This is a genomic window from Burkholderia sp. lig30, assembly GCF_000687455.2.
GTDB lineage: Bacteria > Pseudomonadota > Gammaproteobacteria > Burkholderiales > Burkholderiaceae > Burkholderia.
In genome coordinates, this window is sequence record NZ_JGVW01000053.1 from 72455 (window position 1) to 93430 (window position 20976).

The 20976-nt window shown below is 66.3% G+C and carries 16 protein-coding genes and 1 pseudogene; 9 read left to right on the forward strand and 8 right to left on the reverse strand.

Annotation, left to right across the window (positions count from 1 at the left end):
* Nucleotides 1–28: 28 nt before the first annotated feature.
* From LIG30_RS25040 to LIG30_RS05420, 5 genes are read right to left on the reverse strand one after another with little or no spacing between them, the layout of a single operon-like run.
* Nucleotides 29–502 carry a hypothetical protein gene (locus LIG30_RS25040; RefSeq protein WP_235510199.1) on the reverse strand — a complete coding sequence of 158 codons (474 nt, stop codon included), beginning with the start codon at nucleotides 500–502 and terminating at the stop codon, nucleotides 29–31.
* An 11-nt stretch (nucleotides 503–513) separates the two neighbouring features.
* Complete coding sequence (locus tag LIG30_RS27150) at nucleotides 514–864, reverse strand: M35 family metallo-endopeptidase (RefSeq protein WP_235510203.1); 351 nt, start codon at nucleotides 862–864, stop codon at nucleotides 514–516.
* Nucleotides 764–1192: a hypothetical protein gene (locus tag LIG30_RS27155; RefSeq protein ID WP_235510205.1), complete on the reverse strand. Its 429-nt coding sequence runs from the start codon at nucleotides 1190–1192 to the stop codon at nucleotides 764–766. The genes LIG30_RS27150 and LIG30_RS27155 overlap by 101 nt, the downstream gene beginning before the upstream one ends.
* The gene (locus LIG30_RS25050) at nucleotides 1185–1736 is read right to left on the reverse strand and encodes a PAAR domain-containing protein (protein ID WP_235510200.1); all 552 of its coding nucleotides are present in this window, start codon (nucleotides 1734–1736) and stop codon (nucleotides 1185–1187) included. Before LIG30_RS25050 ends, LIG30_RS27155 begins: the two co-directional genes overlap by 8 nt.
* 4 nt (nucleotides 1737–1740) lie before the next feature.
* Nucleotides 1741–2409, reverse strand: coding sequence for a hypothetical protein (locus tag LIG30_RS05420; protein WP_235510201.1), 669 nt, complete (start codon nucleotides 2407–2409; stop codon nucleotides 1741–1743).
* Between the two features lie 143 nt (nucleotides 2410–2552).
* On the opposite strand from LIG30_RS05420, the pseudogene LIG30_RS05425 reads away from it, so the two are divergent.
* A pseudogene (locus LIG30_RS05425) lies at nucleotides 2553–2824 on the forward strand (muconolactone Delta-isomerase family protein).
* Between the two features lie 65 nt (nucleotides 2825–2889).
* On the opposite strand, the gene LIG30_RS05430 reads toward LIG30_RS05425, so the two are convergent.
* Nucleotides 2890–3666, reverse strand: coding sequence for an NAD(P)H-dependent oxidoreductase (locus tag LIG30_RS05430; protein ID WP_038710419.1), 777 nt, complete (start codon nucleotides 3664–3666; stop codon nucleotides 2890–2892).
* Between the two features lie 92 nt (nucleotides 3667–3758).
* On the opposite strand from LIG30_RS05430, the gene LIG30_RS05435 reads away from it, so the two are divergent.
* Nucleotides 3759–4652, forward strand: coding sequence for a LysR family transcriptional regulator (locus LIG30_RS05435; RefSeq protein WP_038710296.1), 894 nt, complete (start codon nucleotides 3759–3761; stop codon nucleotides 4650–4652).
* Between the two features lie 158 nt (nucleotides 4653–4810).
* The gene (locus LIG30_RS05440) at nucleotides 4811–5212 is read left to right on the forward strand and encodes a DUF2471 family protein (RefSeq protein WP_038710299.1); all 402 of its coding nucleotides are present in this window, start codon (nucleotides 4811–4813) and stop codon (nucleotides 5210–5212) included.
* Nucleotides 5213–5237: 25 nt separating this feature from the next.
* Here the strand turns inward: LIG30_RS05440 and LIG30_RS05445 are convergent, their stop codons facing one another.
* The gene (locus LIG30_RS05445) at nucleotides 5238–7271 is read right to left on the reverse strand and encodes an NADPH-dependent 2,4-dienoyl-CoA reductase (protein WP_038710300.1); all 2034 of its coding nucleotides are present in this window, start codon (nucleotides 7269–7271) and stop codon (nucleotides 5238–5240) included.
* Nucleotides 7272–7347: 76 nt separating this feature from the next.
* Between LIG30_RS05445 and LIG30_RS05450 the strand changes: the two genes are divergently transcribed.
* Both LIG30_RS05450 and katG read left to right on the forward strand, forming a co-directional pair.
* Entirely contained in the window at nucleotides 7348–8469 is a 1122-nt protein-coding gene (locus LIG30_RS05450) for an AraC family transcriptional regulator (protein ID WP_051994880.1), read from the forward strand.
* 236 nt (nucleotides 8470–8705) lie between these two features.
* Nucleotides 8706–10886 (forward strand): catalase/peroxidase HPI, encoded by a 2181-nt coding sequence (katG, locus tag LIG30_RS05455; RefSeq protein WP_038710301.1) that lies wholly within the window; start codon nucleotides 8706–8708, stop codon nucleotides 10884–10886.
* A gap of 140 nt (nucleotides 10887–11026) precedes the next feature.
* On the opposite strand, the gene LIG30_RS05460 is transcribed toward katG, so the two are convergent.
* Nucleotides 11027–12223 (reverse strand): NnrS family protein, encoded by a 1197-nt coding sequence (locus tag LIG30_RS05460; RefSeq protein WP_038710302.1) that lies wholly within the window; start codon nucleotides 12221–12223, stop codon nucleotides 11027–11029.
* A gap of 275 nt (nucleotides 12224–12498) precedes the next feature.
* Between LIG30_RS05460 and hcp the strand changes: the two genes are divergently transcribed.
* The 4 genes from hcp (at nucleotide 12499) to narH (ending at nucleotide 20974) form a co-directional block, all read left to right on the forward strand.
* Nucleotides 12499–14166 (forward strand): hydroxylamine reductase, encoded by a 1668-nt coding sequence (gene hcp / locus LIG30_RS05465; RefSeq protein WP_038710304.1) that lies wholly within the window; start codon nucleotides 12499–12501, stop codon nucleotides 14164–14166.
* Between the two features lie 27 nt (nucleotides 14167–14193).
* Entirely contained in the window at nucleotides 14194–15198 is a 1005-nt protein-coding gene (locus LIG30_RS05470) for a 2Fe-2S iron-sulfur cluster binding domain-containing protein (RefSeq protein WP_038710306.1), read from the forward strand.
* A gap of 479 nt (nucleotides 15199–15677) precedes the next feature.
* Nucleotides 15678–19451, forward strand: a complete 3774-nt coding sequence (locus tag LIG30_RS05475; RefSeq protein ID WP_038710309.1) for a nitrate reductase subunit alpha — start codon at nucleotides 15678–15680, stop codon at nucleotides 19449–19451.
* Nucleotides 19448–20974: a nitrate reductase subunit beta gene (gene narH, locus LIG30_RS05480; RefSeq protein ID WP_038710310.1), complete on the forward strand. Its 1527-nt coding sequence runs from the start codon at nucleotides 19448–19450 to the stop codon at nucleotides 20972–20974. The genes LIG30_RS05475 and narH overlap by 4 nt, the downstream gene beginning before the upstream one ends.
* Nucleotides 20975–20976: the final 2 nt, after the last annotated feature.

Consider the following 20976-nt stretch of genomic DNA (forward strand, 5'->3'; position numbering starts at 1 on the left):
CATATGCCGACGTTCCGTTCGATGGTCGTCAATCGATGGCTTTACTTCGTGGTGTCACGCGCGGGTCGTCACACATCCACGCGCAGCTACCTTTGCATATCGGAGTCAGCTCAACGATTACTTGATGAATCTTAATTGTACCGTCGGGCCGCTTTTCGATCATTTCATCGGCAAATGTCTTTTTGTCGACCAAGATGTTTTCGGCGCCGATACCAAGTTGCTGCAAATATGCCTTCACGTTGTCCGCGCGAGCACCCTTTAATTTCTCGACATCCTTTTCGCGAATGTAAGCACCTGCAATTACCACTGCTTGAATTTTCACGCCCGGCCATTTCTTCGCTTCAATAACGCTATTTGCTATCGCCACTCTGTCTGCATTGGAAAGTGTTGTTGTGTTGAATGAAAATTGCAGCTGCGTTTCCTCGCCTATCGTACATGCAGCCGCCACACCGGACAGGATTGACGACAGCACAAGAAGGCAGGTTGCAATGCCGGATTTCAATGAATTTATCTTCATTTGCCGATTGTCTTATCAAAGGTTGCAATGTAACCAGTGAGGCTGTCCGCATTCGTGATAGCCCGACGCGGGTTCTGCATCGCAAATACTTTCATCCCGATTTCCGTGTCTCCATACATAACGTCATCGGAATTGAATGTATCGGCGTAGTGCGTGCATTCGTGAATCAACACTTTAATTTGTGACGAGTGGTACAGCTCTCCAAACGAGTCGCTGCAAAATTTCGAATAGATGGCAATGACTCGTTTATGGGAGTCGGGTTTGCATACGGCGGCGTGGTTTCTGCCGTTGTCCGGTACGACTGCGCAAGTCAGATTCTTGCTGGCGCGGCTGTCCCATCGAACAATTTTTTTCCGGAACCAGTTCCTGCATCGCGGCAAGCAATCGTGGTAGACCGGAAGACAGCGTGACGCGAATCTGCGCGTCGGCGCGTCCAAAGTAGGTCGTGGCGCGCGCCTGTTCGTTCGCGTCCCATCGTGCTACCGCTGCGATGCGGTCTTTAATCAAGCCGACGGCTGCGTCGCGCGCGCGCAAAACGGTTTCTGCGAACTGCTCATTGCTCATGTCCGGGCATATCGGCGTCGTGTTGATATCGACATACACCTTAGAGCCTGGCGTCCTGTTCGTCGTGGCCGTGTCGTGTACCAACACGTAGTCGTCATCTGGATTAGGCATTTCTGTTCCTCGCGATCTCGAACCGGAGCGATTCCGCATACGTGGATGTAACGCGTTGCGTGTGGCCTGTTGCGTCGGTCACGCCGGTAAATACCTTTCCGGATGACAGGCGAATCCGATAGCGGACATTCGCGAGCGGCCGCCCACTATCTGACTCGCGCAACACGTATTGTTCGTCATGGATGCCCGATGCGGGCGCGTGTCGCGTGGGCGCAAATGCAGAACGACCAATGAACGGATTCCCCGCGCTATGGCCGCCTTCGCCCCCAATGAAAAACGTGCAGTCGTTGCCTGCGACCAGTCGGTTTTGTCCGCACGGGCAAAGTACCGCGTCGCCTTCGACCGCAAGGGCTCGCCCGGTGCCGATAACGCTCACGGCACTTCCGGCGATCGGAAACAATCCTTCGCAATTTCCGCACGTCGCCTTGTCACCGTCTAAAGCAACCTGCCTGTTGTTCGCGAAGATGGTTGACGCGCCCGCGATGACGATGCCGCCTGTCGTCGTCGCGTCGCCGTCTCTGATTGCTCTTCGGGTCATGGCCATGTCCTCAATCGAAGTTGGTAAAGACCCATTCGCCCGACTCGGGGTCATAGATCGCATATTGATCGACCGCCGCACCTGCGACGGCGATTGTCGGCGGCATGCATGCCAGTGCTTCGGCCTCTGCGTCGGCTATCTGCTCGGCGGTCCACGTGCACATCATGGCAAGCGTGTCGCCGAACCCGGAAAGCCCTGCACGCTGGTAGGCGGTTTCGATTCGTTCGGTTACCTGATCCGAGAAATGGATCGTGAAATGGTCGCGTTGATCGAGCGGCACGTCGAACGACGAAGGGAAATAGACCATCAATGGATGCCCTGCATCGGAAACCGCCAGGCGCCCCCCGGTCGCCCCATAGGCATAGTTCACGGCGACCAACAACCGGCCATGCTTTTCCATGAAGCGACGGGTATCGACTTGCCGAAAATCGATCGGCCAAAAGTGATCGTCGCTGCGCGTGAACGTTCGAGAACCCATGACCGCATCAAGGGGAGAAAGGTAGGTGCAAATGAACGGATCGGGCGTGCGGATCAAGATCATTTCCATGTTGCCGCTGTATCTCGGGTCGATCGCGGCAGGTGCATCGGTCGGCGTGGTATGTAGCTGCTGCACCATCGCGTAAAGCTGGATCGATGAGTGAAGAAAATACGGGAAATCGGCATGTTCTTTTCCTGTCATAGGCTCGGATACCTTATGCATGGACGAGCCATAGACAGTCGCCGGTAAAAATTTGTTTGTCTATAGGACGAGTCTGATTATTCGGTTTACTAAATTTTAAATAACTTTCAATCGGGTCGATCAGCAAAGCTGGGGATGGGAGGATGAACGATCAAAAGTGGCTCGAACAACATCGATGCCGCGCAATCAAGGCGGCGAGCCTGAAGGCCGAGGAAAAGGAGATGGCGCAGCGCCTGCAGCGCGAAGGCATCTGTGGCGGATTGCCGGGCGGTATGCGAACGTCAGCATATTCGACGTCGAAAGCCCGCAGCAGCTGCATGACCTGCTGAGCCAGCTGCCGCTGTTTCCGTATATGGATGTCGAGGTCAGGGCGCTTTGCCGGCATCCGTCGTCGATTCATGACGACGACCGGTGATGGGTGAACGTGATGGGGCGCCGTTGCAGGTCTCCATGCCGGCGTGACGCCCGGCCCGCGGCGCATTACTCGACATGCGCAGCAAACCCCACCCTCCCCGGCGCGACGTCCGCTCGCAGCGTCAGCGCCGGGATCTCGTAATCGCCCGCGTTCTGCCGCCGGAACGGAATCGGCGGCGTCGTCCACAGAGCGTCGAGCCGCCGCCCGAGCGCATCGCGCGTCTGCGCGAACCGCGCCTCGTCCATCCGGCTCGTTCGATACGTGACGAACGGCGGCAGCACGTCGAAGCCCGGGTAGTACAGCACGCCGTGCTGAATCGGGAACAGGACGTCGTCGATCGGGCCGTTGATGCCGCGCGGGCTGTAGTGCGATTCCCATCCCCCCGTCGTGACGATCAGCATCGCGCGCTTGCCCGCCAGCGCGCCTTCGCCGTACCGGTCGCCCCAGTGGGTGTCCGAATGCTCGCCGACGCCATACGCGAAGCCATATGCATACACGCGCTCGACCCAGCCCTTCAGGATCGCCGGCATCGAGAACCACCACAGCGGAAACTGCAGGATCACCGCGTCTGCCCACTCGAGCTTCGCCTGCTCGCGCGCGATGTCGCCGCTTTGCGTGCCGTTCGCGAACGCGCGCTTCGAATCGAGCGACGGATCGAAACGCTCGCCCGGCCGATGGCCGGTGCTGTCGTCCGCGTCGAGCGCGGCCTTCCAGTTCATCGCGTACAGGTCCGACACCTGCACGGCGTGTCCTGCCTCTTCGAGGCGCTTGACGGCGAAATCCCTCAGCGCGCCGTTCAACGACAGCGGTTCGGGGTGTGCGTAGACGATAAGAACGTTCATGACCGGCATCTCCATTGCGTTGCGTGAATGGCAGCAGGATGACGCGCGCGGCAGTATATTTGAAATGAATTTCTAATATGTCAGGTATAGCGATGAACAATCTCAGACGCCTGGACCTGAATCTGCTCGTCACGCTGGACGTGCTGCTGTCGGAGCACAACGTCACGCGTGCGGCGGAGCGGCTGAATTTCTCGCAGCCGTCGGTCAGCGTACAGCTCGCAAAGCTGCGGGACATCTTCGGCGATCCGCTGCTGTTGCCGGGGCCGCGCGGGATGCGGCCGACCGCGCGCGCGGAATCGTTGCGCGAGCCGCTGCGGGAAGCGCTCGAGTCGCTCGAGCGCGCGGTGCTGCCCGAAGCGCCGTTCGATCCGGCGAAGGCGGCGCACACGTGGCGGCTGGCCGCGACCGATTACGGCGAATCGACGATCGTGCTGCCCGCGCTCGGCACACTGCGCGCGGCCGCGCCCGGCACGCGGCTCGCGGTCGTCGAGCTCGTGCCGCCGCGCATCGCGAAGCAGGCCGAACAGGGCGACATCGATCTCGCATTCCATACGACCGAAGGCTCGCCGGACGGCATGCGCCGCCGCGCGCTGTTCACCGAGCGCTACGTGCTGGTCGGCCGCGCCGGCCATCCACGGCTGAAACGCCGCCCGACGCTCGCGCAGTTCTGCTCGCTCGAACACGTGATCGTGTCGCCGGACGGCGGCGGATTTTCCGGCGTGACGGACGAAGCACTCGCGAAGGTCGGGGCGACGCGCCGTGTCGCGCTGTCCGTGCCGCACTTCCTGTTCGTGATGTCGGCGGTGGCGAGCACCGACCTCGTCGCAATGCTGCCCGCGCGGCTGGTTCGCGACACGGGCGCGCTGCGCGTGGTCGAAGCACCCGTCGAGGTGCCGGGCTACGAAATGTCGATGCTGTGGCACGAACGATCGCATCGCGACCCCGCGCATCGCTGGCTGCGCGACACCATCGCGGACTCGCTCTGAATCGGGGGCGCGCGGTCGCCGGTCGCCGGGCGCCGCCGAATCGTCCCCCGCCATCATCAGGGGCTTGAAAGTGGCCGATTCACTGTATATATTTACAGTACTTCAACCATTTGACCCGATTTCGGTCGCGCCCGACCGCCGGGTTCCGTGAGGCGCCTATGTTCCAGCCATCCGCTTTCGATCCCGAGCAACCGGGCTTCAATCCCGTCCAGTTCGAACGCGCCGCGCAGCGGGCGGTCGTCGATCTGCAACGCGTCGTGGGCGGGCCCGCGCAACGGGCACTCGGCCTGCGCCGCCGCACGCATCCGGCCGCTGTCCGCACGTTGAGCTGGCGCGCGCTGCTCGACGTCGAAGAGCTGGCGTTCTCGAATCCGGGCTTCCTCGGCCGCAACGACCCGGCGGTCGTCGACGCGTTCATCCGCCTGCGCGACAGCCGGCTGCTCGCCGCCGACACCGACGAGCCGGTGGACTGGCGGCGCGACGACGACGATCTTCCCGCCGTCTACCTGATCGTGCGGGCGATGCTCGAAGCGGAAGCGGAAGCGGCCGAGGCGGCGTGACGACGCCGGCGTGCGGCGGCGGCGCTCAAAGCCGCGCCGCCAGCCTCGCGCCCTGGTCGATCGCGCGCTTCGCGTCGAGCTCCGCCGCAAGCTCCGCGCCGCCGATCAGGTGCACCGACTGCCCCGCCGCCTTCAGCGGCTCGTAGAGCGCGCGCTGCGGCTCCTGCCCCGCGCACAGCACGATCGTGTCGACCGCGATCACTTCCGGGCCGGTGCGCTTCTCGCCGTACGACACGTGCAGGCCTTGCGCGTCGATCCGCTCGTAGTTCACGCCGCCGATCATCTTTACGTCCTTCATCTTCAGCGTCGCGCGGTGAATCCAGCCGGTGGTCTTGCCGAGCCCCTTGCCGAGCGGCGCGGCCTTGCGCTGCAGCAGCGTCACCTCGCGCGCCGCCGGGCTCACCCGCGCGCGCGTCACGCCGCCGCGCGTCAGCGCCGGATCGGTCACGCCCCATTCCGCCTTCCACGCGTCGAGATCGAGCGTCGGCGACGTGCCGTCCTGCACGAGGAATTCGGCGACATCGAAGCCGATCCCGCCCGCGCCGATCACCGCGACCCGCCTGCCGACCGGCCGGTTGCCCGCCAGCACGTCGATGTAGCTGAGCACGTTCGGCCCGTCCTGCCCGTCGATCTTCGGGTCGCGCGGCGTCACGCCGGTCGCGAGCACGATCTCGTCGTAGCCGGCCGCGATCAGCGCGCTCGCGTCGACGCGCTGGTTCAGATGCAGGTTCACGCCCGTCAGCTCGATCTGGCGGCCGAAATAGCGCAGCGCTTCGTGGAATTCCTCCTTGCCGGGAATCCGCTTCGCCATGTTGAACTGGCCGCCGATCGCGGCAGCCGAATCGAACAGGTCGACACGATGGCCGCGCTGCGCGAGCACGGTCGAACACGCGAGCCCGGCCGGCCCCGCGCCGACCACCGCGATGCGCTTCGGCTGCCGCGTCGGCTCGTACGTCAGTTCCGTCTCGTGGCAGGCGCGCGGATTCAGCAGGCACGACGCGATCCGGTTCCTGAACGCATGATCGAGGCACGCCTGGTTGCAGCCGATGCAGGTGTTGATCTCGTCCGCGCGGCCCTGCGCGGCCTTGTTCACGAATTCGGCGTCGGCGAGCAGCGGACGCGCCATCGACACCATGTCCGCGCAGCCGTCCGCGAGGATCTGCTCGGCCACGTCCGGCCGGTTGATCCGGTTGGTCGTCACGAGCGGAATGCCGACCTCGCCTTTCATCTTCTTCGTCACCCACGCGAACGCGCCGCGCGGCACCGACGTCGCGATCGTCGGCACGCGCGCCTCGTGCCAGCCGATCCCCGTGTTGATGATGGTCGCGCCCGCGCGCTCGACGGCCTTCGCGAGCTGCACCACTTCGCTCCAGTCGCTGCCGTCCGGAATCAGGTCGAGCATCGACAGCCGGTAGATCAGGATGAAATCGCGGCCGACGGCCTCGCGCGTGCGCTCGACGATCTCGATCGGCAGGCGGATGCGGTTTTCGTACGCGCCGCCCCATTCGTCCTTGCGCCGGTTCGTGTGCAGCGAGATGAACTGGTTGATCAGGTAGCCCTCGGAACCCATGATCTCGACGCCGTCGTACCCGCCGTCGCGCGCGAGCTGCGCACAGCGGACGAACGCACGGATCTGCCGCTCGATGCCGCGTGCGCTCAATTCGTGCGGCGCGAACGGCGAGATCGGCGACTTGATCCGCGACGGCGCGACCGCGAACGGGTGATAGCCGTAGCGGCCGGTATGCAGGATCTGCAGCGCGATCTTGCCGCCTTCCGCATGCACGGCGTCCGTGATCGGGCGATGCCGGTGCGCAGCCGCCGACGTCGACAGCGTGCCGCCGAACGGCTTGGTCCAGCCGGCCACGTTCGGCGCGAAACCGCCGGTCACGATCAGGCCCACGCCGCCCCGCGCGCGCTCCGCGAAATACTCGGCCAGGCGCGGCAGCGTGGCGCGGCGGTCTTCGAGGCCGGTGTGCATCGACCCCATCAGCACGCGGTTCTTCAAGGTCGTGAAGCCCAGGTCGAGCGGGGCGAGCAGGTGCGGGAACGGGGTCGTCATGATGGTCTGGCGAGGAGGCAATGAACGTCATCGTAGGGTTCGCCCCGCATTGAACGTGAGGGGGAAAGCAGCCACAATGCTTGTCATCCCCGGCCAAATCAACATGACTTCCGCACCTCGCAAGGACCGCCTCGGACTGCGCCGGCCGACGATTCCGGTCGCCTATCCGCGCCTGCTGCTGCAGGTGCTCGACGAGCGCGGCGTCGATCTCGCCCGGGTGCGGGCCGGCACCGGGCTGCGCGACGACGTGCTGGCGCGGCCGGACGCGCGCGTCTCGCCATCGCAATGGGGGCGGCTCGTGCTCAACGCGATCGACGTCGGCGGCGATCCGGGCATCGGGCTCGCGTTCGGGCTCAGGCTCAAGACGACCGTGCACGGCTTTCTCGGCTACGCGACGCTGACCGCGCGAGACATCCGCGAATCGCTGCAGGTGATGATCCGCTATTTCCGGATGCGGAACCGCCAGTACCGGCTGACGTACGCGGAGAACACCGAAGGCGCGACGCTCGAATTGCACGGCGTGCAGGCGAGCCCCATCCTCCAGCATCACGTGATGTTCGAATTCGTGCTGACCGGCCTCGCGCAGAGCATCGCGCAACTGTCCGGGCGCGCGGCGCCCGCGATCGAGCTGCAGTTCGCGTGGCCCGAGCCGGCGTATTTCGGGCGCTACCGCGAGCAGATGCCGCCCGTGCGGTTCGCGTGCGCGGCCAACGCACTATGGATCGCGCGCGACGTGCTGGACTGGCCGTTGCCGCTGGCCGACGAGGTCGCGCACCGGCAGGCGCTGGTGCAGGTCGAGCGGGAGTACGCGGAGGTCCGCCAGGAGGAAGGCGACCTCGCCGAGCGCGTGCGCGCGGAACTGGCTCGGGCGGCCGGCGGCTATCCCGGGCCGGAGCAACTCGCGCGGACGCTGCTCGTGTCGACGCGCACGCTCAGGCGGCGGCTCGAGGAAGGCGGCGCGAGCTATCGGCAATTGCTGGACGAAGCGCGGTATCGCGATGCGCGTCAATGGCTGGCGGCGTCGGATCTCGATCTCAAGACCATCGCGGCACGATTGCAGTTCGCCGACCCGGCGAATTTCACGCGAGCCTTCCGGCGCTGGGCCGGACAGACGCCGAGCGCGTTTCGGGAAGCCGCGAGCGAGGCGCCCGATCAGGCTGACGGGCGCAGCGGCAATCGGGAAACGCCGGGCGCGTAGCCACGGGCTGCGCGGCGCGCGCGAAGGGCCATAATGGAGCACTCGAACCGTTCGCTCCGCGCAGGCGCCGCGCTGACGCTGGCACTGGCACTGGCACTGGCAACGGCAACCGGAAACGACGGAAGACCAACCCACTCTCACCGCAGCAAGGCAAGGCAAGGCGACTATCCACGGGCGGTGCCCGGATTCCAGGCTGCCCCAGGTAGTCGGATGCAATTGATCCGAGGAGAAAGCGCATGTCGACTGAAACGAAGTGTCCGTTTTCGCATACCGCCGGCGGAGGAACGTCGAACCGCGACTGGTGGCCCGATCAGCTGAACCTGAAAATCCTGCACCAGCACTCGTCCCTGTCCGACCCGATGGGCAAGGACTTCAACTACGCGGAAGCGTTCAGGAGTCTCGACCTCGCCGCCGTGAAGCAGGATCTGCTGGCGCTGATGACCGACTCTCAGGCCTGGTGGCCGGCTGACTTCGGCCACTACGGCCCGCTGTTCATCCGCATGGCCTGGCACAGTGCCGGCACCTACCGCATCGGCGACGGTCGCGGCGGTGCCGGCGCGGGCCAGCAACGCTTCGCGCCGCTCAACAGCTGGCCGGACAACGCCAGCCTCGACAAGGCGCGCCGGCTGATCTGGCCGATCAAGCAGAAATACGGCCGGAAGATCTCGTGGGCCGACCTGATCATCCTCACTGGCAACGTCGCGCTGGAGTCGATGGGCTTCACGACCTTCGGGTTCGGCGGCGGGCGCGAGGACGTCTGGGAACCGGAAGAAGACATCTACTGGGGTGCCGAGACCACCTGGCTGGCCGACAAGCGCTACACCGGCAAGCGGGATCTCGAGAATCCCCTTGCGGCCGTCCAGATGGGGCTGATCTACGTGAATCCGGAAGGCCCGAACGGCAATCCCGATCCGCTCGCGGCGGCCACGGACATTCGCGAGACGTTTGCCCGCATGGCGATGAACGACGAGGAGACGGTCGCGCTGATCGCCGGCGGCCACGCCTTCGGCAAGACCCACGGCGCCGGCCCCGCGACCCATGTCGGCCCCGAGCCGGAAGCGGCCGGCCTGGAGGAGCAAGGCCTCGGCTGGAAGAACAGCTTCGGCACCGGCAACGGCAACGACACCATCACCAGCGGCCTCGAAGTCATCTGGAGCAGCACGCCGACGCAGTGGAGCAACGACTATTTCGACAACCTGTTCGGCTACGAATGGGAACTGACGAAGAGCCCGGCCGGCGCGCATCAGTGGAAACCGAAGGGCGACGCGGGCGCCGGCACCGTGCCCGACCCGCACGACCCGGCGAAGCGGCGCGCGCCGGCCATGCTGACCACCGATCTCGCGCTGCGCGTCGATCCGGCTTACGAGAAGATCTCGCGGCGCTTCCACGAACATCCGGCCCAGCTCGCCGACGCGTTCGCCCGCGCATGGTTCAAGCTGACGCACCGCGACATGGGCCCGCGCGCCCGCTATCTCGGCCCGGAGGTTCCGGCCGAGGAACTGATCTGGCAAGACCCGATCCCCGCGGTCGATCACCCGTTGATCGACGAGCAGGACGCGGCCGCGCTCAAGGGCAAGATCCTGGCTTCCGGGCTGTCGGTGCCGCAGCTGGTCTCGACCGCGTGGGCATCGGCGTCCACCTTCCGCGGCTCCGACAAGCGCGGCGGCGCGAACGGCGCGCGCATTCGTCTCGCGCCGCAGAAGGACTGGGCAGTCAACCAGCCGCAGCAACTGGCCGACGTGCTCAAGACCCTGGAAGGTATCCAGGGCGAATTCAACCTCGCGCAGTCCGGCGGCAAGAAAGTCTCGCTCGCCGACCTGATCGTGCTGGCCGGATGCGCGGGCGTCGAGCAGGCGGCGAAGCACGCCGGTCACACCGTGACGGTTCCGTTCGCGCCGGGCCGCATGGACGCGTCGGCGGCGCAGACCGACACGGTCTCCATCGCCGTGCTCGAACCCAAGGCGGACGGCTTCCGCAACTACCTCAGCGGCACGTCCGCGGCATCGGCCGAGGCGCTGCTGGTCGACAAGGCGCAGTTGCTGACGCTGACCGCGCCGGAGATGACGGTGCTCGTCGGCGGCATGCGCGTGCTGAACGCCAACGTCGGGCAAGCCGCGCACGGGGTCTTCACCGAGCGGCCCGGGACGCTGACCAACGACTTCTTCGTGAACCTGCTCGACATGGGAACCGAGTGGAAGCCGGTGTCGGACGCGAATGACGTCTTCGAAGGGCGCGATCGCGCGACGGGTGCGCTCAGGTGGACCGGCACGCGCGTCGATCTCGTGTTCGGCTCGAACTCCCAGCTGCGCGCGCTGGCGGAAGTCTACGGCAGCGCGGACGCCGGGGAGAAGTTCGTCCGCGATTTCGTCGCGGCCTGGAGCAAGGTGATGAACCTCGACCGCTTCGACCTCGCGTGATCCTGGCCGGCAGGCGCCGAAGCGGCGCGTTGCCGACGTGAAAACGGCCGATCGCAGGATCGGCCGTTTTTTCATGTTGCCCGTCATTGGCCGAACAGGCGCAAGGGCCTGTTCATGCTGATAACGGGCCTGCGCCAGCCCTAGCCTTCCTTGCCATCGACACGCGGCGCCATGAGCCAGCCCGCATACCTGACGCAATAGGCGGCGAAGGCCGCGATCCAGCTCGCGCCCGACACCTCGATCCACGCGGACGTCCACTGCGGCGCGAGCCACGGCCCGAACGCGCGTATCGACGCGGCCAGCACCAGCAGCACATAACATGCGATCTCGATGCGCCCGGCCACGAGCGGACGCCCCGTGTGGCCGCGTGCGGTGCGGGTGATCATCGCGATGATCGCGCAGCCGATCGCGCCGACCGTGAACGCGTGAATCGCGAGCGAATGCGCGACCACGCCCGCGGCGGCGAGCGCGAGCATCGCGCAGCCGACGGGAATCCACGCATACGCGATGTGCAGGATCGCGAGAATCGGGCGGTTGCCGACCCGCCACGAGCGCCAGCCCCACAGCCGCAGGCCCTGCAAGAACGCTGCCGCGATCGCCGACGCCGCGACCGCGACGCGGGGCGCGTCGACGCCGTCGAGCACGAACGCGAGCGCGGTCAGCGGCATCACCGTCGCCTCGACGCGCGCCCAGCGCCGAACCTCGAAGCCGGGAATCGCGTTGACCGTAAACGACGGGATGATGCGCCCGCCGATGATCGTCACGAACAGCACCAGCAGGCCGACCGCGACGTACGCGCTGCGCAGCGCCCAGTCCGCATGCCCGCCGGCGGTCGCCAGATGGAACGTCAGGTTAAGCGCGGCAAGCACGCCGAGCGCGACCGGCAGGAAAACGTTGTGCCGGTTGTTCGCGCGCACGAGGACGCGCAGCAGCACGAGCGCGCAGACCGGGAGAAATGCGACGTCGACGACCATCGCGACGACCGCCGTCCCGTAGACGAGCGCCACCCGCCCCGCGACCCACAGCAGCCACAGCGCGGCGAGCGACCTGCCCTGCGCGGGCGTCACCGTGGTCCACGCGCGGACGGCGGTGAGCAGGAAGCCCGCGACGATCGCCGCGGCAAACCCGAAGATCATCTCGTGAACATGCCACAGCACGCCGGGCAGCGGCGATTCGATGCCGGGCAGCGGATGGCCGTCGAGCGCGGCCAGCCACACGAGCATCGCCGCGCTGCCGAACAGCGCGCCACCCAGATAGAACGGACGGAAGCCGAGCGCCCACAGCGCGAAGCCGCGCCGGCCTTTCGCACCCGGCTCAGTGACAGGAATGCGATTCATCGCCCCTCCGATAAATAGATGTAACTGCGAAGTATCTTATTCGCGCGGCGAATCGCTCGCCGATGCGACCATTGGGCGCACGCTCGCGATGGGGGTATCGGGTAGTGCACCCGGACGCACTTGATCTACGTCACGAAGCAGGCGACCTCGCCGAAGCGACGCCGAAAAAGATGCGTATATTTTGCATCTTAATACGACGGGCCGCAGCCGGACGAAGCGGCCTGCTCCGTTGGTCCCCGCGAGAACTCGCATCCGTCGAGAAAGGAGAAGCACCCGTGTTTTGCTATCAATGTGAACAGACCGACCGCACCCACGGACAACCGGGTTGCGCATCGATGAAGGGCAACTGCGGCAAGGATGCCACGACCGCCGATCTGCAGGACCTGCTGGTCCACGCGGTGAAGGGCATCGCACAGTACGCGGTGCTCGCGCGCGAATTGGGCGCGCCGGATCAGGACGCCGACCGCTTCATCCTGTACGCGATGTTCACGACGCTGACCAACGTGAACTTCAACCCGACGCGCTTCACCGTGTTGCTGCACGATGCCGCCCAGACGCGCGATCGCGTGAAGGCCGCGTGCGAGACGCTCGCGCAGTCCCGCGGTGTCGCGCTGCAGGCGCCGACGGGCCCGGCCGAGTGGCAACCGGCCGCCACGCTGCCCGGCCTGCTCGAACAGGCCGCACAAGTCGGCATCAACGCCGGGCTCGACACGGTCGGCGCGGACATCGTCGGCCTGCGCGCGCTGGTCATCTACGGCCTGAAGGGCGTCTGCGCGTACGCACATCACGCATGCGTGCTCGGCTACGAAACCGACGAGATTCATGCAGGCATCCAGGCGGCGCTCGATTTCCTCGCGCGCGACCCGGTCGACGCGAACGCGCTGCTCGCGCAGTCGCTCGAACTCGGCCACCTGAACCTGAAGGTGATGGAGCTGCTCGACGCCGCGAACACCGGCCGCTTCGGCGCACAACAGCCGACCGCGGTGCGCGTGACGCCGGTGGCCGGCAAGGCGATCCTGGTCTCGGGCCATGATCTCGGCGACCTGCACGCGCTGCTCGAACAGACGAAGGACACCGGCATCCAGATCTACACGCACGGCGAAATGCTGCCCGCGCATGCGTATCCGATGCTCAAGGCCTACCCGCATCTCGCAGGCAACTACGGCGGCGCATGGCAGGACCAGCAGAGCGACTTCGCGAATTTCCCGGGGCCGATCCTGATGACGTCCAACTGCATCATCGAGCCGCTGCCGCAGTACCGCCAGCGCATCTTCACGACGGGGCCGGTCGGCTGGCCGGGCGTGCGCCATCTCGAGCATCATGACTTCGCGCTGCTGGTCCAGGCCGCGCAGGCACTGCCCGGCTTCCGCGAGACCGCGCCGGAAGAGACCATCACGATCGGCTTCGGGCGGCATGCGGTGCTCGGCGTCGCGGACAAGGTGATCGACGCGGTCAAGGCCGGCCAGATCCGCCACTTCTTCCTGGTCGGCGGCTGCGACGGCGCGGCACCGGGCCGCAGCTACTACACGGAATTCGCGGAACAGGCGCCGGACGACACCGTCGTGATGACGCTCGGCTGCAACAAGTACCGCTTCAACCGGCACGCGTTCGGCGACATCGGCGGCATTCCGCGCCTGCTCGACATCGGGCAGTGCAACGACAGCTACTCGGCGATCCGCATCGCCACCGCGCTCGCCGATGCGTTCGAATGCGGCGTGAACGACCTGCCGCTGTCGCTGGTGGTGTCGTGGTTCGAACAGAAGGCCGCCGCCGTGCTGCTGACGCTGCTCGCGCTCGGTATCCGCAACATCCGTCTCGGGCCGACGCTGCCGGCGTTCCTGACGCCGGGCGTGATCGGCGTGCTGGTCGAGCAGTTCGGCATCCAGCCGATCGGCGACGCGCGCAGCGACATCGCCGCCGCGCTCGAGCGCCGCGCCGCCTGAGCCCGCACTGCGACGGATGCACTGACGATGAGCTATCGAATCGAGATCATGACGCGTGACGGACACGCGTTCGACTTCGCGTGCGAGCCGGGCCAGGATCTGCTTTCCGCGGCGACGGCGGCAACGATCACGTTGCCGTCGCAATGCCGGCGCGGCAGTTGTGGCGCGTGCCACGCAACCGTCTCGGACGGGGATTACGATCTGGGCACGCACGGGCCCGACGCGTTGCCCGCCGGCGAGCCGGGCGCGATCCTGATGTGCTGCACGACGCCGCGCAGCGACCTGCGCGTCGCGGCGCCCTACGACCGCACCAAGGTGCTGTTGCAGCCGGTGCCGTCCCGTGCGGCGCGGATCGTGGCGCTCGACGCGATCGCGGACGGCACGCTGCGCGTCGAGCTGCGCATCGATCCTGACGATCCGGGCGGCAGTGCCGTCGAGTTCGAAGCCGGCCAGTTCGTCGAGCTGGAGCTGCCGGGAAGCGACGTGCGGCGTCCGTTCTCGCTCGCGAACACGAGCAACTGGGAAGGCCGGCTCGAATTCCTGATCCGGCTGACCCCGGAGGGCCGTTTCTCGGCGTACCTGCGCGACACGGCGAAGCCGGGCGACCCGCTGATCGTGCACGGCCCGACGGGCGGCTTCGGCCTGATCGCGGAGAGCCTGCGGCCGCGATGGTTCGTGGCGGGCGGCACCGGCCTCGCGCCGGTCCTGTCGATGCTGCGTCGCATGGCCGAGTACCAGGAGATGAACGACGCGCGGCTGTTTTTCGGCGTGAACCGCGAAAGCGAGCTGTTCATGCTCGATGCGCTGGACGAGCTTCAGGCGCAACTGCCGCAGTTGCAGGTCGACGTCTGCGTCAGGTATCCGCAGAGCGGTACGCCGGTCGATCTGTTGAGCGCGGCGCTGTCACAGGCGGAGGTCGCGCCCGATCTGTACGTATGCGGGCCGCCCGCGCTCGTGAAAGGCGCGCACGACGCGGCTGCCGCGGCGCGCGTGCCTCGCGCGCAGTTCGTGAGCGAACGCTTCGCGTCGTGACGGCGCGGGTTCAAGCGAGCCTGACCGCGTTGATCGCTTGCGGAAAGGCACGCATGCAGACAGAATGACGGACGCAATTTCGTCGATATATCAGTAAGCCCCGCAGTCCCGGCATTCATGGTCGTCTTGAATGTCGGGACTGCAATATGTTGAACACGCCGTACTCATCCGGATTTTCGACTGCTTGATGACATGTCCATGACGCAAATGCCATCGCAAATCCTCGCTGCGCGCGCCGGGCTGCCACGGCCGGCATGCGTCATACGCCACGGCGACGCACACGGCGCGCTCCTGCCGGCGCACGCGCCGTTCCCGCTCCCGACACCCCGATTCACCGCGCTCCACGCCGTACCGCGCGCCGACGCGCGCGACATCGCCGGCCTATCGCCATCGCCAGCCCGCCACCGCGCCCCGCAGTCGTGCCGGGCCGCGTCGCCCTGGCGTCGCCGGATGCCCAACCCCACCTTCGCGAGATTCGCATGAGCCATTTTCTCGACAGGCTGCGCTACTTCACGACCCGTCGCCCGACATTCGCCGACGGTCACGGAACGGTCACCGACGAGGACAGGAAATGGGAGGATGCCTACCGGCACCGCTGGCAGCACGACAAGGTCGTGCGATCGACGCACGGCGTCAATTGCACCGGCTCCTGCTCGTGGAAAATCTACGTGAAAGGCGGCATCGTCACATGGGAGACGCAGCAGACCGACTACCCGCGCACCCGCCCCGACATGCCGAATCACGAGCCGCGCGGCTGCTCGCGCGGCGCGTCGTACTCGTGGTACCTGTATAGCGCGAATCGCCTCAAGTACCCGCTGGTGCGCAGCGCGCTCGTGAAACTCTGGCGCGAGCGGCGACGCACGATGGCGCCGGTCGATGCATGGCGCTCGATCGTCGACGACGAAGCGGCCCGCCGCAGCTATCAGGCGCGGCGCGGGCTCGGCGGCTTCGTCCGCGCGAGCTGGGACGAGGTCAACGAGATCGTCGCGGCCGCCAACGTCCATACGATCCGGCAGCACGGCCCCGACCGCATCGTCGGCTTCTCGCCGATTCCGGCGATGTCGATGGTGTCGTACGCGGCCGGCTCGCGCTACCTGTCGCTGATCGGCGGCGTCTGCCTGAGCTTCTACGACTGGTACTGCGACCTGCCGCCGGCCTCGCCGCAGACGTGGGGCGAGCAGACCGACGTGCCCGAGTCCGCCGACTGGTACAACTCGACGTTCATCATGCTGTGGGGCTCGAACGTGCCGCAGACGCGCACGCCGGACGCCCATTTCATGGCCGAGGTGCGCTACAAGGGCGCGAAGATCGTGTCGGTGTTTCCCGATTACGCGGAGGGCGCGAAGTTCGGCGACATCTGGCTGCATCCGAAGCAAGGCACCGACGCGGCGCTCGCGCTCGCGATGGGCCACGTGATCCTCAAGGAATACCATCTCGCCGGGCGCAGCGACTACTTCACCGACTACTGCCGCCGCTACACCGACATGCCGTGCCTCGTGCGGCTCGTCCCGCACGGCGACGGTTACGTGCCCGAGCGCCTCGTCCGCGCGTCCGACTTCGACGACACGCTCGGCGAGACGAATCACGCGGACTGGAAGACCGTGATGATCGACGAGGCGGACAATCGCTTCGTCGTGCCGACCGGTTCGATCGGCTTTCGCTGGAACCAGAAGGACGGGGAAGACAAGGGCAAGTGGAATCTCAAGCCGGAAGCGTCGGACGGCACCGCGATCGCGCCGCGGCTGTCGCTCGCCGGTGCGCACGACGTCGTCGCCGACGTGAAGTTTCCGTACTTCGGCAACCAGCCGCACCCGCACTTCGCGTCCACCCCGCACGAGTCGTCGTTCACGCGCCGGATCGGCGCGCGCCGCGTCGCGACGCGCGACGGCGAGATGCTGGTCGCGACCGTCTATGACCTGTTCGTCGCGAACTACGGGCTCGACCAGGGGCTCGGCGGCACGGCCATCGCGTCGGGCTACGACGACGACCTGCCCTACACGCCCGCATGGCAGGAGGCGATCACCGGCGTGAAGCGCGCGGACGTGATCGCGGTCGCGCGCCAGTTCGCGGAGAACGCGCACAAGACGCAGGGCAAGTCGATGGTCATCATCGGCGCCGGGATCAATCACTGGTTCCACATGGACATGTCCTACCGCGCGATCATCAACATGCTGATCATGTGCGGCTGCATCGGCAAGTCCGGCGGCGGCTGGTCGCACTACGTGGGGCAGGAGAAGCTGCGCCCGCAGACGGGCTGGACCGCGCTGGCGTTCGCGCTCGACTGGCACCGGCCGCCGCGCCAGATGAATGCGACGTCGTTCTTCTACGCGCACACCGATCAGTGGCGCTACGACCCGATGGACCCGTCGAGCCTGCTTTCGCCGCTCGCCGACACGACGCGCTTCCACGGCCTGCCGATCGACTACAACGTGCGCGCCGAGCGCATGGGCTGGCTGCCGTCCGCGCCGCAGCTGAACCGCAATCCGCTCGACGTCGGACGCGCGCTCCCGGCCGCCGACGGCGTCGCGGCGGGGGTCGCGGCGCAACTGAAGGACGGCACGCTGAAGCTCGCGTGCGAAGACCCCGATCATCCCGACAACTTTCCGCGCAACCTGTTCGTCTGGCGCTCCAACCTGCTCGGTTCGTCCGGCAAGGGGCACGAGTATTTCCTCAAGCATCTGCTCGGCACGACTCACGGCGTCCAGGGCGACGAAGTGGGCACGGAGGATGCCGGGCGGCGGCCCGAGGAAGTCACGTGGCGCGACGAGGCGCCGCGCGGCAAGCTGGATCTGCTGGTGACGCTGGATTTCCGCATGTCGACCACCTGCATGTACTCCGACGTGGTGTTGCCGACCGCGACGTGGTACGAGAAGGACGACATGAACACGTCCGACATGCACCCGTTCATCCATCCGCTGTCGGCCGCCGTCGATCCGGCATGGCAGTCGAAGAGCGACTGGGACATCTTCAAGGGCATCGCGAAGCGGTTTTCCGAGCTGAGCGTCGGCCACCTCGGCGTCGAGCGCGACGTGGTGCTCGCGCCGATCGCGCACGACAGCCCGGCCGAGCTCGCGCAGCCGTTCGACGTGCTCGACTGGAAGCGCGGCGAGTGCGAGCCGGTGCCGGGCAAGACCATGCCGGGCGTCGTCGCGGTGCAGCGCGACTATCCCGCGACGTACAGCCAGTTCACGTCGCTCGGCCCGCTGATGGACTCGCTCGGCAACGGCGGCAAGGGCATCAGCTGGGATACGCGCGACGAAGTGCATCTGCTCGGCGAGCTCAACTATCGCGTGAACGGCGACGGCTGCGCGCAGGGCCGGCCGCGCATCGACACCGCGATCGACGCGGCCGAGACGATCCTGTCGCTCGCGCCCGAAACCAACGGCGCGGTCGCGGTCAAGGCGTGGGCGGCGCTGTCGGCGGCGACGGGCATCGCGCACGCGCACCTGGCCGACGCGCGCGCCGACGAGAAGATCCGCTTTCGCGACATTCAGGCGCAACCGCGCAAGATCATCTCGTCGCCGACGTGGAGCGGCATCGAATCGGAGCACGTGTCGTACACCGCGGGCTACACCAACGTCCACGAGCTCATTCCATGGCGCACGCTGACGGGCCGCCAGCAGCTCTATCAGGACCATGCGTGGATGCGCGCGTTCGGCGAGTCGCTCTGCGTCTACAAGCCGCCCGTCGATACCGGCAGCTACGCGCACATGGTCGGGACGCGCTCGAACGGCAACCCGGAGATCGTGCTCAACTTCCTGACGCCGCATCAGAAGTGGGGCATCCACAGCACCTACACCGACAATCTGCTGATGCTGACGCTGTCGCGCGGCGGCCCGATCGTGTGGATCTCCGAGCGCGACGCCGCGCAGATCGGCGTGGCCGACAACGACTGGATCGAGTGCTTCAACTCGAACGGCGCGCTGTGCGCGCGCGCCGTGGTCAGCCAGCGCATTCCGCGCGGCATGGTGATGATGTACCACGCGCAGGAGAAGATCGTGAACACGCCCGGCTCGGAGATCACGGGCACGCGCGGCGGCATCCACAACTCCGTCACGCGCATCGCGCTCAAGCCGACCCACATGATCGGCGGCTACGCGCAGCTCTCGTACGGGTTCAACTACTACGGCACCGTGGGCTCGAATCGCGACGAGTTTCTCGTCGTGCGCAAGATGAGCCGCATCGACTGGCTCGACGACGCGCCGGTCGCCCCCGCCACGCAGCACGAGACCGGCGAAGGAGAAGCGTCATGAAAGTGCGCGCCCAGATTGCGATGGTGCTCAACCTCGACAAGTGCATCGGCTGCCACACGTGCTCGGTCACGTGCAAGAACGTGTGGACGAGCCGCGAAGGCATGGAATACGCGTGGTTCAACAACGTCGAGACCAAGCCGGGCATCGGCTACCCGAAGGACTGGGAGAACCAGGACCGCTGGCACGGCGGCTGGACCCGCAAGGCCGACGGGAAGATCGAGCCGCGCGTCGGCAACAAGTGGCGGCTGCTCGCGAAGATCTTCGCGAATCCGCACCTGCCCGAGATCGACGACTATTACGAGCCGTTCACGTTCGACTATGCGCATCTGCAGAATGCCGGCGACGCGAAGGCAATGCCCGTGGCGCGGCCGCGCTCGCTGATCACCGGCGAGCGGCTCGAAAAGATCGAGTGGGGGCCGAACTGGGAAGAGATTCTCGGCGGCGAGTTCGAGAAGCGCTCGAAGGACTACAACTTCGAGAACGTGCAGAAGGACATCTACGGACAGTTCGAGAACACGTTCATGATGTACCTGCCGCGCCTGTGCGAGCACTGCCTGAATCCGGCCTGCGTCGCGTCGTGTCCGTCGGGCTCGATCTACAAGCGCGAAGAGGACGGCATCGTGCTGATCGACCAGGACAAATGCCGCGGCTGGCGCATGTGCGTGTCCGGCTGCCCGTACAAGAAGATCTACTACAACTGGCAGAGCGGCAAGGCCGAGAAGTGCATCTTCTGCTATCCGCGCATCGAGGCCGGTCAGCCGACCGTGTGTTCCGAAACCTGCGTCGGGCGCATCCGTTATCTCGGCGTGCTGCTCTACGACGCGGACCGCATCAACGAAGCCGCGAGCGTCGAGCGCGAGGCCGACCTGTACGAAGCGCAGCTGTCGGTGTTCCTCGACCCGAACGATCCTGCCGTCATCGCGCAGGCCGAACGCGACGGCGTGCCGGCGGCGTGGATCGACAGCGCGCGGCGCTCGCCGGCCTACAAGATGGCGATCGACTGGAAGATCGCCTTTCCGCTGCACCCCGAATACCGCACGCTGCCGATGGTCTGGTACGTGCCGCCGCTGTCGCCGATCAATGCGGCGGCCAACAGCGGCGAGCTCGGCATGAACGGCTACCTGCCCGACGTCGAATCGCTGCGCATTCCGCTGCGCTATCTCGCGAACCTGCTGACGGCCGGCGACGAGGCACCGGTGAAGCTCGCGCTGGAGCGCCTGCTCGCGATGCGCGCGTTCATGCGCGCACGCCACGTCGACGGCATCGAGGCGCCCGCAGTACTCGCGCAGGCGGGCCTGAGCGTCGCGCAGGTCGAGGAGATGTACCGCTATCTCGCGATCGCCAACTACGAGGACCGCTTCGTGATTCCCACCACGCATCGCGAATACGCGGAGGACGCGTTCAACCTGCGTTCGTCGTGCGGTTTCTCGTTCGGCAACGGCTGCTCGGACGGGCGCTCCGAAACGAGCCTGTTCAGCACCCGGGCGGGAAACCGCACGATTCCGATTCGCCAGGAGCCCTGACA

What these genes read in the sequence shown, in the direction of transcription:
- LIG30_RS25050 (WP_235510200.1), bottom strand. Translation starts at nt 1,736, where the DNA reads ATGGCCATGACCCGAAGAGCAATCAGAGACGGCGACGCGACGACGACA.
- LIG30_RS05450 (WP_051994880.1), top strand. Translation starts at nt 7,348, where the DNA reads ATGCTTGTCATCCCCGGCCAAATCAACATGACTTCCGCACCTCGCAAG.
- LIG30_RS05430 (WP_038710419.1), bottom strand. Translation starts at nt 3,666, where the DNA reads ATGAACGTTCTTATCGTCTACGCACACCCCGAACCGCTGTCGTTGAAC.
- LIG30_RS27155 (WP_235510205.1), bottom strand. Translation starts at nt 1,192, where the DNA reads ATGCCTAATCCAGATGACGACTACGTGTTGGTACACGACACGGCCACG.
- LIG30_RS05420 (WP_235510201.1), bottom strand. Translation starts at nt 2,409, where the DNA reads ATGACAGGAAAAGAACATGCCGATTTCCCGTATTTTCTTCACTCATCG.
- LIG30_RS05445 (WP_038710300.1), bottom strand. Translation starts at nt 7,271, where the DNA reads ATGACGACCCCGTTCCCGCACCTGCTCGCCCCGCTCGACCTGGGCTTC.
- LIG30_RS05460 (WP_038710302.1), bottom strand. Translation starts at nt 12,223, where the DNA reads ATGAATCGCATTCCTGTCACTGAGCCGGGTGCGAAAGGCCGGCGCGGC.
- LIG30_RS05435 (WP_038710296.1), top strand. Translation starts at nt 3,759, where the DNA reads ATGAACAATCTCAGACGCCTGGACCTGAATCTGCTCGTCACGCTGGAC.
- narH (WP_038710310.1), top strand. Translation starts at nt 19,448, where the DNA reads ATGAAAGTGCGCGCCCAGATTGCGATGGTGCTCAACCTCGACAAGTGC.
- LIG30_RS05475 (WP_038710309.1), top strand. Translation starts at nt 15,678, where the DNA reads ATGAGCCATTTTCTCGACAGGCTGCGCTACTTCACGACCCGTCGCCCG.
- LIG30_RS05470 (WP_038710306.1), top strand. Translation starts at nt 14,194, where the DNA reads ATGAGCTATCGAATCGAGATCATGACGCGTGACGGACACGCGTTCGAC.
- katG (WP_038710301.1), top strand. Translation starts at nt 8,706, where the DNA reads ATGTCGACTGAAACGAAGTGTCCGTTTTCGCATACCGCCGGCGGAGGA.
- LIG30_RS05440 (WP_038710299.1), top strand. Translation starts at nt 4,811, where the DNA reads ATGTTCCAGCCATCCGCTTTCGATCCCGAGCAACCGGGCTTCAATCCC.